Source organism: Corynebacterium auris (genome assembly GCF_030408575.1).
In the GTDB taxonomy this organism is placed as follows: Bacteria; Actinomycetota; Actinomycetes; order Mycobacteriales; family Mycobacteriaceae; genus Corynebacterium; species Corynebacterium auris.
On record NZ_CP047047.1, the window covers coordinates 11,869 to 29,390 of the forward strand.

General features: G+C 67.7%; 17 protein-coding genes and 2 tRNA genes. 10 read left to right on the top strand and 9 right to left on the bottom strand.

The features are described from left to right. Positions 1–16: 16 nt before the first annotated feature. Complete coding sequence (locus tag CAURIS_RS00055) at positions 17–871, top strand: alpha/beta fold hydrolase (protein WP_290342208.1); 855 nt, start codon at positions 17–19, stop codon at positions 869–871. On the opposite strand, the gene CAURIS_RS00060 is transcribed toward CAURIS_RS00055, so the two are convergent. The 4 genes from CAURIS_RS00060 to CAURIS_RS00075 form a co-directional block, all read right to left on the bottom strand. After that, positions 868–2,289, bottom strand: coding sequence for an HNH endonuclease signature motif containing protein (locus CAURIS_RS00060; protein ID WP_290342209.1), 1,422 nt, complete (start codon positions 2,287–2,289; stop codon positions 868–870). The two genes, CAURIS_RS00055 and CAURIS_RS00060, sit on opposite strands and share 4 nt — an antisense overlap. 125 nt (positions 2,290–2,414) lie before the next feature. Continuing rightward, complete coding sequence (locus CAURIS_RS00065) at positions 2,415–2,696, bottom strand: hypothetical protein (RefSeq protein WP_290342210.1); 282 nt, start codon at positions 2,694–2,696, stop codon at positions 2,415–2,417. A 233-nt stretch (positions 2,697–2,929) separates the two neighbouring features. Beyond that, entirely contained in the window at positions 2,930–3,199 is a 270-nt protein-coding gene (locus CAURIS_RS00070) for a TetR family transcriptional regulator (protein WP_290342211.1), read from the bottom strand. A gap of 5 nt (positions 3,200–3,204) precedes the next feature. Continuing rightward, positions 3,205–3,420, bottom strand: coding sequence for a CopG family transcriptional regulator (locus tag CAURIS_RS00075; RefSeq protein WP_290342212.1), 216 nt, complete (start codon positions 3,418–3,420; stop codon positions 3,205–3,207). A 76-nt stretch (positions 3,421–3,496) separates the two neighbouring features. On the opposite strand from CAURIS_RS00075, the gene gyrA reads away from it, so the two are divergent. The 4 genes from gyrA (at position 3,497) to CAURIS_RS00095 (ending at position 6,635) form a co-directional block, all read left to right on the top strand. Then, a complete protein-coding gene (gene gyrA, locus CAURIS_RS00080; RefSeq protein ID WP_290342214.1) occupies positions 3,497–6,058 on the top strand; it encodes a DNA gyrase subunit A in 2,562 nt (853 codons plus the stop codon). A 2-nt stretch (positions 6,059–6,060) separates the two neighbouring features. Beyond that, positions 6,061–6,405 carry a DUF3566 domain-containing protein gene (locus CAURIS_RS00085; protein ID WP_290342215.1) on the top strand — a complete coding sequence of 115 codons (345 nt, stop codon included), beginning with the start codon at positions 6,061–6,063 and terminating at the stop codon, positions 6,403–6,405. 79 nt (positions 6,406–6,484) lie between these two features. Continuing rightward, positions 6,485–6,561, top strand: a tRNA-Ile gene (locus CAURIS_RS00090). Between the two features lies 1 nt (position 6,562). Next, a tRNA-Ala gene (locus CAURIS_RS00095) sits at positions 6,563–6,635 on the top strand. A gap of 56 nt (positions 6,636–6,691) precedes the next feature. Here the strand turns inward: CAURIS_RS00095 and CAURIS_RS00100 are convergent. Both CAURIS_RS00100 and CAURIS_RS00105 read right to left on the bottom strand, forming a co-directional pair. Beyond that, positions 6,692–8,059: a cutinase family protein gene (locus CAURIS_RS00100; protein ID WP_290342217.1), complete on the bottom strand. Its 1,368-nt coding sequence runs from the start codon at positions 8,057–8,059 to the stop codon at positions 6,692–6,694. Between the two features lie 54 nt (positions 8,060–8,113). Then, a complete protein-coding gene (locus CAURIS_RS00105; protein WP_290342218.1) occupies positions 8,114–8,575 on the bottom strand; it encodes a hypothetical protein in 462 nt (153 codons plus the stop codon). Between the two features lie 149 nt (positions 8,576–8,724). Here CAURIS_RS00105 and CAURIS_RS00110 point away from each other — a divergent pair, with 149 nt between their 5' ends. Beyond that, a complete protein-coding gene (locus CAURIS_RS00110; RefSeq protein WP_290342219.1) occupies positions 8,725–9,294 on the top strand; it encodes a TetR/AcrR family transcriptional regulator in 570 nt (189 codons plus the stop codon). Here the strand turns inward: CAURIS_RS00110 and CAURIS_RS00115 are convergent. Then, complete coding sequence (locus tag CAURIS_RS00115; RefSeq protein WP_290342221.1) at positions 9,291–10,001, bottom strand: hypothetical protein; 711 nt, start codon at positions 9,999–10,001, stop codon at positions 9,291–9,293. The two genes, CAURIS_RS00110 and CAURIS_RS00115, sit on opposite strands and share 4 nt — an antisense overlap. A gap of 266 nt (positions 10,002–10,267) precedes the next feature. Between CAURIS_RS00115 and CAURIS_RS00120 the strand changes: the two genes are divergently transcribed. The 4 genes from CAURIS_RS00120 to CAURIS_RS00135 all read left to right on the top strand — a co-directional run bounded on the left by CAURIS_RS00120 (position 10,268) and on the right by CAURIS_RS00135 (position 15,495). Further along, a complete protein-coding gene (locus tag CAURIS_RS00120) occupies positions 10,268–11,263 on the top strand; it encodes a methylenetetrahydrofolate reductase (protein WP_290342222.1) in 996 nt (331 codons plus the stop codon). A gap of 48 nt (positions 11,264–11,311) precedes the next feature. Beyond that, a complete protein-coding gene (gene metE / locus CAURIS_RS00125; RefSeq protein ID WP_290342223.1) occupies positions 11,312–13,567 on the top strand; it encodes a 5-methyltetrahydropteroyltriglutamate--homocysteine S-methyltransferase in 2,256 nt (751 codons plus the stop codon). Positions 13,568–14,289: 722 nt separating this feature from the next. Continuing rightward, positions 14,290–14,811 (top strand): peptidylprolyl isomerase, encoded by a 522-nt coding sequence (locus CAURIS_RS00130; protein WP_290342224.1) that lies wholly within the window; start codon positions 14,290–14,292, stop codon positions 14,809–14,811. A 57-nt stretch (positions 14,812–14,868) separates the two neighbouring features. Continuing rightward, positions 14,869–15,495 (top strand): rhomboid family intramembrane serine protease, encoded by a 627-nt coding sequence (locus CAURIS_RS00135; RefSeq protein ID WP_290342225.1) that lies wholly within the window; start codon positions 14,869–14,871, stop codon positions 15,493–15,495. 257 nt (positions 15,496–15,752) lie between these two features. On the opposite strand, the gene CAURIS_RS00140 is transcribed toward CAURIS_RS00135, so the two are convergent. Next, positions 15,753–17,081 carry a hypothetical protein gene (locus CAURIS_RS00140; protein ID WP_290342228.1) on the bottom strand — a complete coding sequence of 443 codons (1,329 nt, stop codon included), beginning with the start codon at positions 17,079–17,081 and terminating at the stop codon, positions 15,753–15,755. A gap of 118 nt (positions 17,082–17,199) precedes the next feature. Beyond that, positions 17,200–17,481 (bottom strand): cell division protein CrgA, encoded by a 282-nt coding sequence (gene crgA, locus CAURIS_RS00145; protein ID WP_290342229.1) that lies wholly within the window; start codon positions 17,479–17,481, stop codon positions 17,200–17,202. Positions 17,482–17,522 lie beyond the last annotated feature (41 nt).

The window sequence follows — 17,522 nt, forward strand, 5'->3', positions numbered from 1 at the left end:
ACTACACTCACCTGACATGGCTTCCGTCGATATCACGCTGCCCGACAGCTCTACCAGCACCGTTTCGCTCTTTCCGGCGCAGGGTAAGGAAAAGCCCCTGGTGGTGGTCTGGCCGGGCTTCGGGATGGGCGCCCGCTACTACACCCCAATCGCCGAATGGCTCAGCGGGCGCGGGTTTCCGGTGGCCATCGGAGAGCTGCGCGGGCAGGGCACAAGCACGGCGCGGGCGACGCGCTCGAGCACGTGGGGTTACCACAATCTGGTCACGGAGGATTACCCGCTGACCATCAGCGCCGCCAAGGACGTCCTCGGGTTACCCGCCGATCACCCTGTCGTGCTGCTGACGCACTCCATGGGCGGCCAGGTCGGAATCCTCTATCTCTCCAGCGCCCTCGCGGGGGAGCAGAACGCGATCGGGATGATGGGCGTGGGCACGGGCAGCCCGTACTGGAAGTCGTTTACGGGGCGCAGCAGGCGCCGCATCGGCTGGGGCGCGCCGGTCATGTCGGGTGTGTCGCGCACCCTGGGTTTTTGGCCGGCGGGCAGGCTTGACCTCGCCGGCTACGGCCGTCAGGCCGGCCGACACGTCCGAGAGTGGGCGCGGTTATCGCGCACGAACGAGATTGGCCACATCGCTGGGGCGGATTACCCCGCGGCGGTGGCGTCGGTACAGGTCCCGGTGCTGTTGACGCGCTTCGCCAACGACGAGGACTGCACGGTCGCTTCGGCGGAGGCGCTCGCGCAGCACGTGCCCGCCGCCGAGGCTGCGGTGGAACAGCTCGACGGGGGCCTCGGGCACAACAGGTGGGCGCGTGACCCGGAGGTCGTGGGGCGCCGGTTTGTTCGCTTCTACGAGGAGAAGCTGGCCTAGGCCGCGGGCCCCGCCCGGTTGCGGATGCGCGCACCGGCTGAGGCGTGGTACCCGTGGGTCTCGTTCGTTCGGGGCGGGGAGCCGTCGGCGGGGTGGTGTTCGACGCGGCCGGTGGTGCAGTTGATGTCCACGAAGCCCTTGTTGCGGTACCCGTCCCTGTCGTCGTTGACGCAGCGGTGGTGTTCGCGGCAGAGCCCGGCGAGGTTTGAGATGTCGGTGAGGCCGCCGTTCTTCCAGGCCAGGACGTGGTGCGCTTCGAGCTCCATGCCGGGGCGGTCGCACCCGGCCCAGGCGCAGACGCCCTGGGCGGCGAAGAGGGCGAGCTTGAGCCCGATGTTGGCAAAGCGGGTGCGGCCCAGGGCGAGGGGAAGTGCCGTGACGGGGTCGAGTTCGAGGACGAAGTCGGAGCCGCTGAGGCCGAGCCGGAGAATGTCGTGGGCGTCGAGGTCGATGCCGGTGTTGGTGGAAAAGAGGGTGTCGCGGTCGGCGGCAGTGAGGTCGTCGGCGGTCAGCGAGAGGATGATGGACGCAGCGCCGCGCCCGCGCTCCTGTTTGCCGTGCTCGTAGCTGCGGAGGATGGAGACGAACTGGTCGGCGCCGCGCTGGGCGCGGGTGCGGCGGTCCTCCGCCGGGGCGGTTGAGACGTTTGTGCCGGGCGCGTAGCCGGGCTGGATGAGTGCCTTGAGCAGGGCCATTTCCGCGCGGGGGAGCTGCAGGGTCACCCGGCCGAGTCCGTCGCCGTCGAGGCGGCCGAAGCTGATGGAGCGCTTCTTCCACGCCGCGTAGGGGTCCTTTTCGCCGTCGTAGTCGCGGCCGGCGAGGTTGGCGCGGCGGACCTTGTCGCGCAGCCAGCGGCGTAGGTCCTCCGGGCCGCGGGTGGTCGCTTCCTCGAGGGCGGCGGCGTGCAGTTCGTCGTAGCCGGGGTTGGCGTGTTCGTTAAGGTCGCGCAGGCAGAGCTGGATGATCCGCTGTTTTTCCCCGTTTACTGCGCCGGCGCGGGTGCGGGCAGCGGCGCGGGCGCGGCGGGCGTGCTTGAGGCGCCGGGCCTCCTGCGCGCGGGCTCGCTCGCGTTGCGGGTCCGGGTCGGGGTCGGCCGGCAGGGAGGGCACCTCCGGCTCGCCGAAGAGATCTTGGCCGCGTTTGATGCGGCTGCGCGCTTCGGCGCGGGAGAGACCTAGGACGTCGGTGAGGTACTGCGTCGCGTGGTTGGCGCCGACGGCCGCGCCAGCGCCGTCGCGGTCGGCGAGGAAGGCAAAGGAGGCGTCAATGCCCGCAAGGGCGTCGAGACAGGAGTAGAGGCGTTCCATATCGGCGCGCACGTCGGCGAAGGCGAGGCGCTCGGGCGCAGAGAAGAGCGCGGAGAGTTCTCCGGTGGCGTTCGAGATGGCGTCGACAAGCGAGCTCAGCGGCGTGGACACGGGCACCCCCTTTCCCTAGTACTGTGCCGCCTAGCCTAAAACTCGTCCCCGACACCACCTCCACACGTTCGAACATACAATCGAACAAGCCAGCAAGAAAAGGCCCCTACCAGGGGGCGGAGGACTTAGCTAGCGCCGCTGGAGAGCCGGAGGGGGATGGCGATGGCGCTGGAGAGGATGCCGAGGGAAGAGTTGATCAAGATCGCGGCGGTGCCGACCTTCAGCGCTTGCTCCGTGTCGTGGCGGTTGAGCGGGGACAGGCCCTCGAAGAAGTCTACGATGCTGGCGGGGATGTGGAGGCGGGAGCTGGGCTCAGGCGCCACGATCTGTGCGTTGGCGGCGGGGGCGAGGGGAGCGAGGATCGTGGCGGTTGCGGCGGCCGCGATCAGGGTCTTCTTGATGTTCATGGGAGCACCTTTGTACGTAGTGTGGCGGGGACGAGAACTATGCTACAGAACGGCAAGGCTCCGCGTAGGAAATCAGCAGTTGATATTCAGAAAGCGGCCCCCGCTCACAGGGGCCGCTTTTCGTTGGGGCTCTTCCGCCACAGGGTCGTAACGCGACCGTATGTCACATCCGCCACTGCAACCACAACAGCAACAAACCTAACACGGGGCCCGGGGTCGCGCCAGCCGCGCCCTCAGCCCGCGTCCACCCAGTCCCTGTACACCCCCGCGGCGACCTCGGCCAAAACGTCGTTGTGCCCTGTCAGCGGGCCGAGCGCGAAGATCGTCCGGCGCAGCTGCGAGGCCGCGGCGTCGCCCGAATCGAACACCGGGGCGCCGTGGATGCGCGCCCCGGGCACGGCGGCGCAGGCGGCGAGGGCTGCGAAAGAGCGCACGCGCACCTTATATATGCGGCAGACCTCGTCGGCAATGGCGAGCATCTGCTCGGCGCTCAACCCCTTCACGCGACTCAGGCCTCCCGGGCGCGGCGGATGCGTGCCTCGGTGGCGGCGTATTCCTGAGCGCGGGCGCGGGCCAGGGCGGTGACGGTGGCGTCGTCAAGCATGCGCGCGGCGGCGGTGGCGATGGCGCGGCGCGCGGCCTCCTGCTTGGAGCAGCCCCACGCGGAGGCGAGGAGGACGAGCGCCTTGTCCTCCTCCGTGGTCAACCGCAGCGTCATAGCCATACCACTGTGATACCACCACCGGGGGAAAAGCGCGCGAGGGCGGCTAGAATGACCGCAGGCAAAAGAAAGGTAACCCATGAGCGACGACACCCTCGGCGGTGACGAATACGACCGCATCAAACCCATTGACATCAATGAGGAGATGCAGACCAGCTACATCGACTACGCAATGAGCGTGATCGTGGGCCGCGCGCTTCCCGACGTCCGCGACGGCATGAAGCCGGTTCACCGCCGCGTCCTGTACGCAATGTACGACGCCGGATTCCGGCCCGAGCGCTCCTACGTCAAGAGCGTGAAGGCCGTCGGCGAGACGATGAGTAACTACCACCCGCACGGCGATTCCGCCATCTACGACACCCTCGTGCGCATGGCGCAGCCGTGGGCGATGCGCTACCCGCTTGTCGACGGCCAAGGAAACTTCGGTTCCCCCGGCAACGACGGCCCGGCGGCCATGCGCTACACCGAGTGCAAGCTCACTCCGATTGCGATGGAGATGGTCCGCGACATCCGCGAGGACGCGGTGGAGTTCTCCTCCAACTTCGACGGCAAGACCCGCGAGCCGGACGTGCTGCCCTCGCGCGTGCCCAACCTGCTCATGAACGGCTCCGGCGGCATCGCCGTCGGTATGGCCACGAACATTCCGCCGCACAACCTGCGGGAGCTGGCGGAGGCCATCTACTGGATCTTGGATAACCCCGAGTCCGACGAAAAGACCACGCTGGACGCCGTCATGGAACGCGTCAAGGGCCCGGATTTCCCCACGGCCGGCCTCATCGTCGGCGACCAGGGCATCAAGGACGCCTACACCACCGGCCGCGGCTCGATCCGCATGCGCGGGGTGACGGAGATCGAGGAGATCGGCAACCGCCAGGTCATCGTCATCACGGAGCTGCCCTACCAGGTCAACCCGGATAACTTCATCGCCGGCATTGCGGACCAGATCAACAACGGCAAGATGCCGGGCGCGGCCCGCATCGAGGACGAATCCTCCGACCGCGTGGGCATGCGCATCGTGGTCACGCTGCGCCGCGACGCGGTCCCGCGCGTGGTGCTGAACAACCTGTACAAGCACTCGCAGCTGGAGACGAACTTCGCCGCGAACATGCTCTCCATCGTCGACGGGGTGCCGCGCACGCTGCGCCTCGACCAGATGCTGCGCTACTACGTCCAGCACCAGATCGACGTCATCGTCCGGCGCACCCGCTACCGCCTCGAGGAGGCGGAAAAGCGCGCCCACATCTTGCGCGGCCTGGTCAAGGCCCTCGACATGCTCGACGAGGTCATTGCCCTGATCCGCCGCTCGCCGACGGTGGACGAGGCCCGCGCCGGGCTAATTGAGCTTCTCGACGTCGACGAGGTGCAGGCCGACGCCATCCTCGCGATGCAGCTGCGCCGCCTGGCGGCCCTGGAACGCCAGAAGATCGTCGACGACCTCGCCGCCATCGAGCGCGAGATCGCCGATTACAAAGAGATCCTGGCCAACCCCGAGCGCCAGCGCGCGCTCGTGGCAGAGGAGCTCCGCGAGATCGTGGACAAGTACGGCGACGAGCGCCGCACCCAGCTCGTCGCCGCGACGGGCGACGTCACCGAGGAAGACCTCATCGCCCGCGAAAACGTGGTGGTCACCATCACCTCTACCGGCTACGCCAAGCGCACCAAGGTCGACTCCTACAAGTCCCAGAAGCGCGGCGGCAAGGGCGTGCGCGGCGCCGAGCTGAAGCAGGACGACGTGGTGAAGAACTTCTTCATCTGCTCGACCCACGACTGGATCCTCTTCTTCACCAACTTCGGCCGCGTCTACCGCCTCAAGGCCTACGAGCTGCCCGAGGCCGGGCGCACCGCCCGCGGACAGCACGTGGCCAACCTGCTGGAGTTTCAGCCCGAGGAGAAGATCGCCCAGGTCATCCAGATCCAGTCCTACGAGGACGCCCCCTACCTCGTCCTAGCCACCCGCGAGGGCCGGGTGAAGAAGTCGCGCCTGACGGACTACGAATCCGCGCGCTCGTCCGGGCTCATCGCCATCAACCTCAACGAGGGCGACTCGCTCATCGGTGCCGTGCTGGTCAACGAGGAGGAGGACATCCTTCTCGTCTCCGAGCAGGGCCAGGCGATTCGCTTCACCGCCGACGACGAGCAGCTGCGCCCGATGGGCCGCGCCACCGCCGGCGTGAAGGGCATGCGCTTCCGCGGCGACGACCAACTGCTCGCCATGACGGTGGTCGCGGACGGGCAGTACCTGCTCGTGGCCACCACCGGCGGCTACGGCAAGCGCACCCCGATCGAGGAGTACAACGCGCAGGGCCGCGGCGGCATGGGCGTGATGACCTTCAAGTACACGCCGAAGCGCGGTAAGCTCATCGGTGCGCTCGCGGTGGAGGAGGAAGACCAAATCTTCGCCATCACCACCGCCGGCGGGGTCATCCGCACCGAGGTCAACCAGATCCGCCCGTCGTCGCGCGCCACCATGGGCGTGCGGCTCGTGGACCTGTCCGACGGCGTGGAGCTTTTGGCCGTGGACAAGAACGTCGAGGACGAAGGCGAAGAAGAGGCCACGGCGGTGGCAAAGGGTGAAAAGACGCTCCAGGAGGCGATGGAGATCACCTCCTCGGCCCCCGGCAAGCCAGAAGGTGAGGAGTAATCATGGCCGCTCGTACAGTGACCATTACTCATGTGAACGCGATCACGGCGTTCAAGATCGGGTCGATCCTCGCGGTCGTCGGCTTCGTCGCGTGGATGATCGCGGCGGCGCTCGTCTACGGCGGTCTCCAAGGCGCCGGGGTGATCGAGTCGATGAACTCGCTCATCGGCGGCGTGGGCGGCGACCAGGTCATCGACTTCCCGCTCTTCCTCTCCGCGGCGGCTTTGTTGGGGCTCGTCGGAGTCGTGTTCGTCGCCGTCATGTCCCCCTTGGTCGCGGTGATGTACAACGCCGTGGCGAACCTAGTGGGCGGGTTGTCCGTCAACATGGACAACAACGCGCGCTAAGGCTTAACGAGAGAACATGCCCCTGAACTGGCGATTTGGCGTTGCCGGGAGCGGTGGGTAATGTTCTATCTCGTTCCCAGGGCCTATAGCTCAGTCGGTTAGAGCGCATCGCTGATAACGATGAGGTCGCAAGTTCGATTCTTGCTAGGCCCACCACGGGGGATTAGCTCAGTTGGTAGAGCACCTGCTTTGCAAGCAGGATGTCAGGAGTTCGATTCTCCTATCCTCCACAGGACGTTAACGAAGCGCCCGGCTGCACGGCCGGGCGTTTTTTCATCCCACCCGCCTATTCCGCGACGATGTTTTCGGCGATCTGCTCCATCCAGCCCACGGCGTAGTCGTAGCCGGTCTCGCCCTCGATGCGGTACCCGCCGGTGTAGCCGTCCCTGTAGTACGCGAAGTGGTTCGGGCCGAAGTCGCCGAGGAGACGAGCGGTGGCGGCAAGGTCGGCGTAGCGCGGGTCGTCCATCAGGTGCAGCAGGCCGGCGCTCGCCGCGATGTCCCGGCTCGCGCGGGCGGCGGCGTCGTGCACGGCGTCCTGAAACGCGGGGGCGCGCCGCTCCGCGGCGTCCAGGGCGGCGGTAAGGGCCGCGTCGGTCTGGGGGGTTAGAGAGGCCGCGGCGCGCAGACCGCCGATGGATTCGCTGAGCACCCGGTAGGAGGCGGCCTCCCGCAGGACGCGGGGCAGCGCATGGAGCACGACGAGGGCGCCCATCTGCGAGGGGGTGAGCCCCTGGCCCGCTGTGGCGCGCGCGTTGGCGGCGAACAGGTGCAGCTCCGCCAGGGCCTCCCGCACGAGCCCCGGGGTGAGCACGGTGGGACCAGTTGCGGGGGAGGGGTCCTCGACGCGCTTTGCGACGTCGGTAAGCGAGCGCACGAGCGAGCCTTCTGAGGCGGAACACGCGACGTCGGCGGGGTTGCACAGCGAGAGCACCTTGCCGCGCAGGGCGGCAAAGGAGCCCGCCCGGGCCCCGGCGATGCCCACGCGGTCGGCGGGGAGCGCGTTGCCGCCGCTGTTGACAATCTCGTGGTTCGCGGCGAGGAGCCCCGCGGGCTCGGGCCCGTATAAGCGCGACGGAGCGGCAGGTTCCGCCGGGGGCCGCAGTGGCGAGCGGGCGGGGTCGGCGATGAGCGTCACGGCCGCGACGGAGTCGGCGCTGACCCCGGGGATTGCGCCGCTGGCGGCGAGGGCGGCGGCGTCGCCGATGATGTGGGCGCCCTGCGAGAAACCGACCAGGAGGAACCGGGTGCGCGGGCACTGCGCCGCCGTCGCCTCCAGGTGCGCGGTCGTGCGCTGGAGGCCGATCCGGTGGGATTCCCCGTACGTTCGGGGCTCGGTCCCGTCGTGGGGGTTGTCGCCGCCGGTGGCGTTGGAACCGGTCAGGCCGTTGAACCGGGCGATGGTGGAGGGGTAGGGCACGCGGAAGACGGAGACGTTGGCGGCGCCGAGGCGCTCGATGAGGTCGTGGGCGGGGGAGGAACCGTCGTCGAGAAGCGGGCGATGGGCGGTATCGGGGTCCCAGGAGTGCGAAGCGCCCGTCCCGGCGGCCTGCACGACGTGGACCGGGGTGCAGCGCGCGGGGACGCCGGCGTGGGCGGGCGCTGCGATCGTGACAGAAAGGACCAGAGCAGCGGCCCCAAAAAGAGTTTTCACTCGGAGTATCTTACCGGGCGGGGCGCCGACTTACCCCGGCCCGGAAAATATGCCCTACTTCTTGGGCAGGGTCAGCAGCGCCACGCCGGCCGCGGTGAGCCAGGAGTCCTTGGCCAGGGCGGTGCCGGACTGGCTCGGGCGGATGCCGTCGGATTCGGTGTTCTCCGGGTTGCCGAAGTACATGCTCAGCAGGCCCGCGGAGAAGGCGGTGAGGCCGAGCCCGGCGAGGCGGTTCGGGATGAACGGCAAAAGCAGCGCCGCGCCGAGCGCGGTTTCCCCGGCGGCGAGCAGCGAGGCGAAGTTCTTCGGCTCGATCTCCTTGACAAAGGGCAGCCCCGTGGCGGCCATGCCCTGCAGGCCCTCGGCAGTCTCCTGGTCGGCGTTGAACTTGCCCAGCCCGGCGTTGAGGATGTACAGGCCGATCGGGCCGCGCAGTGCCGCAGAGGTGAACTTGGTGTTCACCTTGTCCTGGGCGGAGGTGATGCCGGTGGGGATCTTCTTGAGGGGGTTAAACATGCGTTTCTCCTTTGGTTGTTGAGTGACGTTTCAGTGCTCGCGCACATCACCGAGGATAGGGGCTTTCCGTGGGCCGCGTCGGCGCGCAGGTAGCGTGGGTGAGCAGCGAAGGTTGGACAATCGCACACGTGAAACGGAAGGAGGGGTGCATGCGTGCCGACGCCAAACTCAAGCGCAAACAGCTCATCGCCGCCGCCACCGAGCAATTTCGCACACGCGCGAGCAACGAGGTGACCCTGGAGGCCATCGCCAGGCAGGCCGGGGTGGGCATTGCCACCCTGTACCGGCACTTTTCCACGCGCGATCAGCTGCGCCAGGCGTGCGCCATCGACCTCTTCGACACCCTAGATGAGGTGCTCGCCGAGACCATCGAGCGTTTCGACGCCGCCCCGCGCGCCGCGTGGGAGGGGGCCATCTGGCGCCTCGCCGACTACGGCGTCGGCGTCCTCGTCGACGCCCTGGCGCAGGAGGACCCCGACGCTGTCCCGGCGGAGCTCGTGGCCAAGCGAGCGCAGTTCTTCTCGCGGGTGCAGGAACTCCTCGACAAGGCCGCGGAGCACGGTCTGGTCCACCCGCGCCTCGGGCCCCTGGAGCTGGCCGCCGAGCTCATCGTGGCCACGCGCCCGCTGCCACGCGCGGCCAGCCGGTTGTTCCCCGACGTTCGGGAGAGGATGGTGCGCCACATGCTCGTCGCGTGGCGCCAGGAGGCGGGGGCCTAACCGGCGTTGCCGCGCTGCTCGTCTTCGAGGGCGTCGCGGGTGTCCAGGGTGGACAGCTGCTCGTCGAGCGAGCTGAGCAGCTCCTCGTCGCGCTCGGCTGGCTCCTCGCCGAGGGGGCCCGCCGAGCCGTGTTGTTCGGCCGCGCCGTGCGCCTCGGCAGGGGCGTGCGCGTCCTCGCTCGTGGTGGAGTACACCAACGTGGCGTGCCCGGTGGCCCCCGTGGAGGTCGGTGAGGCAGGCTCGGTGTCGGAGGGCTTCTTCAGGGCGAACTCGTAGACGGCGTAGGCCACCCCGCCGAGGGCTGCGATGGCACCGACGACGCCGAGGGCGGTCGCGGCGCGGCGAGCCGCGGCTTTGCGTTCTTCCTTCTTCTTTGCCTTGATCCGGGACGGGGCGGTTTTGGCGTCGTCAAGCAGCGCCTGGCGGCGAGCCTTGCGCGCGGGGGCGGCGGCGTCGAAGGAGGCGCGGCGGCGGTCCAGGCGGTCGTGGGCGTTGCGGGTCACTGCGCCGGCCTCGGCGCGCGCGGCGCCGTAGAGCTCGCGCAGTTCGTCGAGGTCGGGGGCGTCGACGGGATCGGTGGAGCTGTTTTTGACGGAGTCGACGACGGCGTTGTAGATGTCGCGCTGTTTTTCGTCGTCAAGCTTGCGAAAGTATGTGTATGCGGCGTTGGCTCCGCGCAGGGCCAGGCGCGCCGAGGTGAGGTTCATGGGGGGCTCCTTAGCTTCGTTGGGTACGTGCGCACCAGCCTAGCCACCGCCGGAGCGAAAGACATGCGAAAAAATGAACAGACCTGTTCATAAGGGGGTGCCGCCGGAAGAATTATATTCATCTATATCGCGGCGTTGACCTGCAAATTAGACAGCTCTGTACGGATCGCGTTGTGCCTGCCGTTGAGGGGCAATAACCTTAAGCAGCGTTGCACCGTAAGCGCCGAGCCCGGCCAGGAATCACCGCTGATGAAAGGTCTTTTTTCATGCGTGGAAATAACCCTCCGTCGCGGCTTTCCACGCCGGCGCACCGGGCCTGGGCCGCGCATCCGCTGGTCTCAGCCTCGGCGCCGCTGGATGGCCCCGACGACACACCACCGGCCCCGAAGCCGCACACGCGCACGGCGTTGAGCTTCGAGCTCATCCCGCCGCGCGATACCGCCGACGCCGAACGCCTGGGCAAGCTCATCCAGGGCTTGGCCGCCTACCGGCCCGACTACGTCTCCGTGACCTCCTCTCGCCGCTCGGGCTGGCTGTCCGGCACGGCGGATCTCATCTCGCTGCTTGACAGCACGACGAACCTGCGCACCATCGCCCACCTGGCCTGCACGGCCGGCACGCGCGAGGAGCTCACCGAGTGGATTCGCACGCTTCTCGACGCCGGGGTGCGCGGCTTCCTCGCGCTGCGCGGCGACCTCCCGGAGGGCGAAACCAGCCTGCCGGAGGGCTACCTGCAGCACGCGACCGATCTGCTCAACCTCATCCAGGACGTCGAGGAGGAGGAGGCGTTCCACCTCGCCGCGGGCAAGCTCGCGCTCTCCGTCGCCTGCTACCCGGCAGGCCACGCCGAGTCGCGCAACCGCGACGAGGACCTGGACGTGCTTTTGGCCAAGCAGCGCCTCGGCGCGGACTTCGCCATCACGCAGCTCTTTTTCGACGCCGAGGACTACCTGAGCTTCGTCACCACCTCCCGCATGGCGGGGGTGCGCATCCCGCTGATTCCGGGGATCATGCCCATGACCAGCCTGAAGCGGGTTGAGCGCATGGGCGTGCTGTCCGGGGTCACCGTGCCCGACCGCGTGATAAACCGCCTGTCCGCCGCCTCCACGCCGGAGGAGGAGTACGAGGTCGGCATGGAGCTCTCCGCAGAAATGACCCGAGCGATCCTGGATGCGGGAGCGGGCGGGTTGCACATCTACACCCATAACGACATCACGGTCACCCGTGACCTGCTGGACCGGGTGGGCATCCCGCGGCCCTAGTAGCCGCCCCACAGTTTTACCCACGACCTACTTTCTTAAGGACACCCCATGACCACTTCCTTCCCCGCCGCGACGATCGAGGGCTACCCTCGCATCGGCGCCAACCGCGAGCTCAAGAGGGCCCTCGAGTCCTACTGGGCCGGGCGTATCGACGCCGAGACCTTCCGCACCACCGCCCGCGCGCTGCGCATCGACACCTACAACCGCCTGCGCGATCTGGGCCTGACCGAGGACTACTCCATCCCCGCCGACGTCGCCTACTACGACCAGGTCCTCGAGACCGCCCTGACCGTCGGCGCCGTGCCCGGCGGCACCGACCTCGATGAGGAGTTCGCCCTCGCCCGCGGCAACGACACCCGCGTCCCGCTCGAGATGACGAAGTGGTTCGACACCAACTACCACTACCTCGTTCCCGAGCTCGCCGCCGGCCAGGATGTCACGCCCGCCCCGGAGCGCATCGTGCGCATCGTCGAGGAGGCCCGCGAGGCCGGCCACACCGTGCGCCCCTACCTCGTGGGCCCGGTCACGCTCATCGCCCTGTCCAAGCCCGCCGAGTGGTCGCTGCTCAACTCGCTCGTGGAGTCCTACTCCGCCGTCCTGCGCGCCCTGAAGGACGCCGGCGTGGAGTGGGTGCAGGTCGCGGAGCCCGCCGTTGTCGCCGACCTGTCCACGCCGGACAATGAGCTCGCCGGCTACCTGCGCGAGGCGTGGACCGCGCTGCTCGCCCTCGAGGACCGCCCGAACGTGTACCTGACCACCCCCTACGGCTCCGCCCGCGAGGCGCTCGACGTCTTCGGCGAACTCGCGCCGGAGGCCCTCCACGTCGACCTCGCGCCGTGGACCCTGGAGGCCGACCCCGGCTACCCCGCCCGCGTCGCCGCCGCTATCCCCGCGAAGGTGCACCTTGTCGCCGGGCTTATCGACGGCCGCAACGTCTGGGCCGCCAACCTCCGCGAGCGCAGCGAGGTGCTGGCCTCGCTCCAGCGCGACTCCGTCTCCGTGTCCACCTCCACCTCCCTGCAGCATGTGCCCCACACGCTGAATGCGGAGCGCAACCTCCCGGTCGAGGTCGCCCCGTGGCTGTCCTTCGCCGACGAGAAGATCGGCGAGGTCAAGGCGCTCGTCGCCGGACCCGAGGGCGCCGTCGAGGCCTTCTCGCAGTCGGACCGCGCCGTGCGCACCCGCAGCGAGTCCACCACGATCCACAACGAGGCGGTGGCGCAGCGCGTGGCCAAGCTGCCCGAGGGCGAAGTCAAGCGCACCCCCGAGTTCGCCGAGCGCCAGAAGGCCCAGGACACCGAGCTCGGTCTGCCCAAGCTGGCCACCACCACGATCGGCTCCTTCCCGCAGACCACGGAGATCCGCAAGGCGCGCGCCGATCACAAGGCTGGCGAGCTCACGGATGAGCAGTACCGCGAGGCGCTGAGGGCCGAGATCAAAAACGTCATCGAGCTGCAGGAGGAGATCGGTCTGGACGTCCTCGTCCACGGCGAGGCGGAGCGCAACGACATGGTGCAGTACTTCGCCGAGCTCCTCGAGGGCTTCGTGGTCACCGAGAACGGCTGGGTCCAGTCGTACGGCTCGCGCTGCACCCGCCCGCCGATCGTCGTCGGCGACGTCTCGCGCCCGGCCGCGATGACCGTCGAGTGGTCGCGCTACGCGCAGTCCCTTTCGGACAAGCCGGTCAAGGGCATGCTCACCGGCCCGGTGACCATCCTGGCCTGGTCCTTCAAGCGTGACGACGTCCCGCTGTCCGTCTCCGCCGACCAGATCGCCCTCGCGCTCGCGGACGAGGTCCGCGAGCTCGAGGAGGCCGGCATCAAGGTCATCCAGATCGACGAGCCGGCGCTGCGCGAGCTGCTGCCGCTGCGCGCCGACGACCGCCCGGCCTACCTCGACTGGGCCGTCCGCGCCTTCCGCCTCGTTGCCCTGGAAGCCCAGCCGGCCACCCAGATCCACACCCACCTCTGCTACTCCGAGTTCGGCCAGATCATCGACGCTGTCGCGGGCCTGGACGCCGACGTCACCTCGATCGAGGCCGCGCGTTCCAAGATGGAGCTGCTCGAGGACATCGACGAGACCTTCCACGCAGAGATCGGCCCCGGTGTCTACGACATCCACTCCCCGCGCGTGCCCAGCAAGGAGGAGATGGTCGAGCTGATCAAGGCCGCCCTGGACAACGTCCCGACCGAACGGCTCTGGGTCAACCCGGACTGCGGCCTGAAGACCCGCGGCTACGCCGAGGTCGAACCGGCCCTGACCAACATGGTCGCCGCCCGCAACGAGGTCGCGCAGGGGCTGTAGGCCCTAGGCTCGCTGGACGCCCCCCGGGGCCGTGTGAACGGGCCCCGGGGGTTGTTGCGTCGTCAGGCGGGTTGGCTCGGTTCGCCAGTGAAACGCAGCTAATCGCTCTAATGCAGCGCCCTGGTTTCCGTTGCGCTTACTGAACGCCCAACCGCCGAGCGTCTGATTGTTGCTAGCGGGCGTTTTCCATCTGACATACCCGAATGACGCCCACGTCCGGTGGGCATACATCCGCCCCGTCGTGTGCAGACCGTTGAACGTTTCAGCCACCGTGTTGCCGCAGGAGCCGCCGACAGTACCGGCAGAGGGGTCAATCCCAGCTTGGGCCAGTGCTTCACCGTGACCGATCGGCACATGCCGCGAGCCATGATCACCGTGGTGGACAAAAAGGCCACCAGCGCAAAACAGTTCCAACAGCAATTCATCGGTGCGCATACTCGCCCAAGTCGCGGTGCCGACAATCGCGCGGGAGTACGCGTCCGTGACGAACGCGGTGCAGCCAAAACCCGACAGGGTGCCTGCATAGGTGATGTCACCGACCCACAGCCGGTGCGGCGCACGCGCTGTGAAGACACGGTTTACCAGTGCGAGCGCTCACAAAAAATCGACGCAGCTGGTGTTGAGCCGATCGTGGTAGCCCGGCTTACCCAAGAGCGGGCACCTTCGTTCAGACCCACACGCGAGCGCTGTTAAACGAATTGTTCCCGCGTATCCTGGATCACATGACTCAGAAGACGCAGACAATGACGTTGCACACCAACCACGGCGACATCGTCGTGGACCTGTTCGGCAACCACGCGCCGAAGACGGTTGAGGTCATCACCGGCCTGGCCAAGGGCACCCAGGAATACACCACCAAGAACGCCTCCGGCTCCAACGAGGGCCCGTTCTACGACGGTGCCATCTTCCACCGCATCATCCCGGGTTTCATGATCCAGGGCGGTGACCCCACGGGCACCGGCACTGGCGGCCCGGGCTTCCAGTTCGCCGACGAGTTCCACCCGGAGCTGCAGTTCGATCGCCCCTTCCTTTTGGCCATGGCCAACGCCGGCCCGGGCACGAACGGCTCGCAGTTCTTCATCACGGTGGACGCGACGCCGTGGCTGAACAACCGCCACACGATCTTCGGCGAGGTCACCGACGCGGATTCGCAGAAGGTTGTTACGGAGATCTCCCGGGTGCGCACCGGCCGCATGGACCGCCCCGTTGAGGACGTCGTCATCGAGTCCATCGACGTCCAGTAGCAGCAACCGCTGCCCGACCCGCCCCCGAGCGCCTCGCCGCGCCGGGGGTTTTTGCCTATGAATACACAGAGAATCTTTGCCGGTGCGCCCGTCACCGCGCTTGCCTGCGCGCTGTGCGCGATATTCTTCGTCGCCGCGGCGATCGCTGGGACCGGCCTGCGCGAGTCCATGCTCCTGTTCGGGCCGTTCGCGGCCGAGGGGTGGGGTTGGCTGCGTGCCCTGACCTCCGGGTTCATGCACTTGGACCTGCCGCACGTGGTGCTCAACGTTCTTATGCTCGCGCTCATCGGCGCGGAGGTGGAGCGCTTCGTCGGCCCCCGCTCCTACGCGCTGGCCTACGTCGCGGGGCTGCTCGGTTCCTCGGCGGCGGTGCTCGCCATGAACTTCACTACCCCCACCGCCGGCGCCTCCGGCGTTTTGTACATGCTCATGGCGCTGCTCGTTGGCATTGCTTATCGACGCCAAACCGACCTGCGGCCGGCCTTCGCGCTCGTAGCGGTGAACCTGGCGTACTCCCTCATTGCCCCCGGGGTGAGCCTGTGGGGCCACGTCGGCGGGCTCGTGATGGGGATCCTGCTGGCGTTTCCGCTGACCTCTCCCGACCCCCGGGTACGCGGCGCCGGCGCGGCGGGCGGGGTGCTGCTCGGGGGCGTGGCGGTGGCGCTTTCCCTCTTGGCGTTCTAGGCGGCGGCGTTGTTCACCGGTTTTCCCCAGGGCGAGTTACCCACAACTTTTCCCCACAATGTGGATAACTACATCGGTGTCATTCTTCGAACTCCGTGGCGATGAAAACTCCCCCGCGGCCTGATGACCAGCGGGGGAGTAAGCGTCAACCGAGCGGTGTTCGCATGTGGGTAAGTAGTGCACAGGGTTATCCACAGGTGGGGATAACCCTGTGACTCACAGATTCCTCCACACGCTGTGGATAACTCCACTCACAGTTAGAACAGGCCGGAGTTCGGGTTGCCGAGGTCCGTCACGGTGGCCTTGCGGGAATCGACGTTCTGGTCATTGAACGTCGAGGTGTCGCCCTTGAGGCGCGCGGTTTGGGTGACCGTCATGTAGTTGCGCAGCCTGCCCTCACGGGTGTTGCCGTCGCCGAAGTCGAAGGCGCCGAGGAGGACATCCTCGCCAGCGTTGACCGGGTTGGAGAGGGTGACCTCGAAGGTGCGGGTCTGGGTGGCAAAGTTGTAGCCGAGGTCGCGCACGTGGGAGCCGTTCGCGCCGCGGGCGGTGATGAGGCGGTCGACGCCTTTCGGGCCCTCCGCGGTCTTGACGTGCACTCGGAAGGTCAGCAGCGGGAACTCTCCCCAATAGCGCTCGGAGCCGTTGTTCTTCACGCGCAGCGCCACCGTGCCGGCGAAACCGGGGGATTTCAGGGCGGAGGTGGTGAAGTAGGGCTCGAGGTCGAGGGCGACAGAGTCAGCGGCGGGCGCGTCCGTGAACTCCTTGTTGGTCACGTCGGCGGGCTCGGAGTCGGCGACCTTCGTGACGTCGTTAAGCGTCTCGCCCTCGGTGATCTTCTCGGCGTCGGCGGCGAAGGAGGGGTTGTCCTTCTCGGTGACCTGCGCTCCCTTGTTCGGGGCCCAGGAACCGGCCGGGGTGGAGTAGTTCTTCACGCGAACCTCGTTCTTGACCGGCATGTTGGCCACCCATGCGGTCGGCGTGGCCCACGTGCCGTTCGGGCGGCAGCGCTGCTGCGTGCCGGTCATGGTGACGGTGCGGAAGCCGTAGGTCGCCTCACCCGTGTTGCCGGCTGGGACGTCGTACGGGCCGATCTTCTGGCCGGCCGTCCACGCGAGGGAGCCGGAGACGCTGAAGCCCAAGGTCTTTGCCAGCGAGTAACCGATTGAGCCCTGCATGCCGTTGCGGGAGCCGGAACCGCCGATGTTGAGCGTCTCGGTGCGCGAGCCGTTCACGGAGGCGGAGATGGACGCGGTGCGCGAGAGGTCCTGCGTGAGCGGGACGGTGCTGTCGCTCAGGTTGGTGGTGGAGATGGTGCCCACCGGCAGGAAGTTATCGGTGACCTTGTACACGACGGTGCGGTAGTCCTCCGTCGAGTTGCACACCGGGCGCGGGTTGAGGATGTTGGCCTTCAGGTGGTCGCTGCCGCGGTAGGTGTGGATGATCGGCAGGGCGCTGTTGGTGGCGGGGGTCTCGGGGTGAGAGACCTCGAGGGTCTGCGCTCCGGCGATCGGGGCGATAGCGGCGACGGCGCCTGCTGCGGCGAAAAGGGATACCGCGCGGCGCGCGAATCCGTTGAACTTCATGGACGGACCTTTCTTCCAGGGGGTCGGGATCTTTACCGAAGAAAGAACCTACGGCCGCCTGGAAGGAAGTTCAACAGGAGCTGGGAAACTTGGTACGAAAGTAGAAAAGCGCTGCCTACTAGCGCCAACCCATGGTCATGAGCAGGCCGAGGATGAGACCGGAGAAGCCGATCAGGTAGTTCCACGGGCCGAGCTCCGCGAGGAACGGGATCTGGTCGCCCGCGACGTAGAAGAGCACCAGCCAGGCCAGCCCCACGATCATGAGGCTGAACATGATGACCTTGTACCACACCGGCGTGCCGCCGGTGTTGATCTTGACCGGGGTGCGCGAGCCCGCCGCCGTCGAGGCGGTGGTGGCCGGGCGGGTCTGGGCGTCCTTGTTAACTTTTGCCTTAGGCATAGTGAAAACCCTTCGCTCTCAGGCGCCCGGCCCCGCGCCGG

Bases quoted from the DNA above. Each gene is read 5' to 3' on its own strand.
- CAURIS_RS00055 (WP_290342208.1), top strand. From the start codon at position 17: ATGGCTTCCGTCGATATCACGCTGCCCGACAGCTCTACCAGCACCGTT.
- CAURIS_RS00065 (WP_290342210.1), bottom strand. From the start codon at position 2,696: ATGAACATCAAGAAGACCCTGATCGCGGCCGCCGCAACCGCCACGATC.
- CAURIS_RS00075 (WP_290342212.1), bottom strand. From the start codon at position 3,420: ATGGCTATGACGCTGCGGTTGACCACGGAGGAGGACAAGGCGCTCGTC.
- gyrA (WP_290342214.1), top strand. From the start codon at position 3,497: ATGAGCGACGACACCCTCGGCGGTGACGAATACGACCGCATCAAACCC.
- CAURIS_RS00085 (WP_290342215.1), top strand. From the start codon at position 6,061: ATGGCCGCTCGTACAGTGACCATTACTCATGTGAACGCGATCACGGCG.
- CAURIS_RS00105 (WP_290342218.1), bottom strand. From the start codon at position 8,575: ATGTTTAACCCCCTCAAGAAGATCCCCACCGGCATCACCTCCGCCCAG.
- CAURIS_RS00110 (WP_290342219.1), top strand. From the start codon at position 8,725: ATGCGTGCCGACGCCAAACTCAAGCGCAAACAGCTCATCGCCGCCGCC.
- CAURIS_RS00115 (WP_290342221.1), bottom strand. From the start codon at position 10,001: ATGAACCTCACCTCGGCGCGCCTGGCCCTGCGCGGAGCCAACGCCGCA.
- CAURIS_RS00120 (WP_290342222.1), top strand. From the start codon at position 10,268: ATGCGTGGAAATAACCCTCCGTCGCGGCTTTCCACGCCGGCGCACCGG.
- metE (WP_290342223.1), top strand. From the start codon at position 11,312: ATGACCACTTCCTTCCCCGCCGCGACGATCGAGGGCTACCCTCGCATC.
- CAURIS_RS00130 (WP_290342224.1), top strand. From the start codon at position 14,290: ATGACTCAGAAGACGCAGACAATGACGTTGCACACCAACCACGGCGAC.
- CAURIS_RS00135 (WP_290342225.1), top strand. From the start codon at position 14,869: ATGAATACACAGAGAATCTTTGCCGGTGCGCCCGTCACCGCGCTTGCC.
- CAURIS_RS00140 (WP_290342228.1), bottom strand. From the start codon at position 17,081: ATGAAGTTCAACGGATTCGCGCGCCGCGCGGTATCCCTTTTCGCCGCA.
- crgA (WP_290342229.1), bottom strand. From the start codon at position 17,481: ATGCCTAAGGCAAAAGTTAACAAGGACGCCCAGACCCGCCCGGCCACC.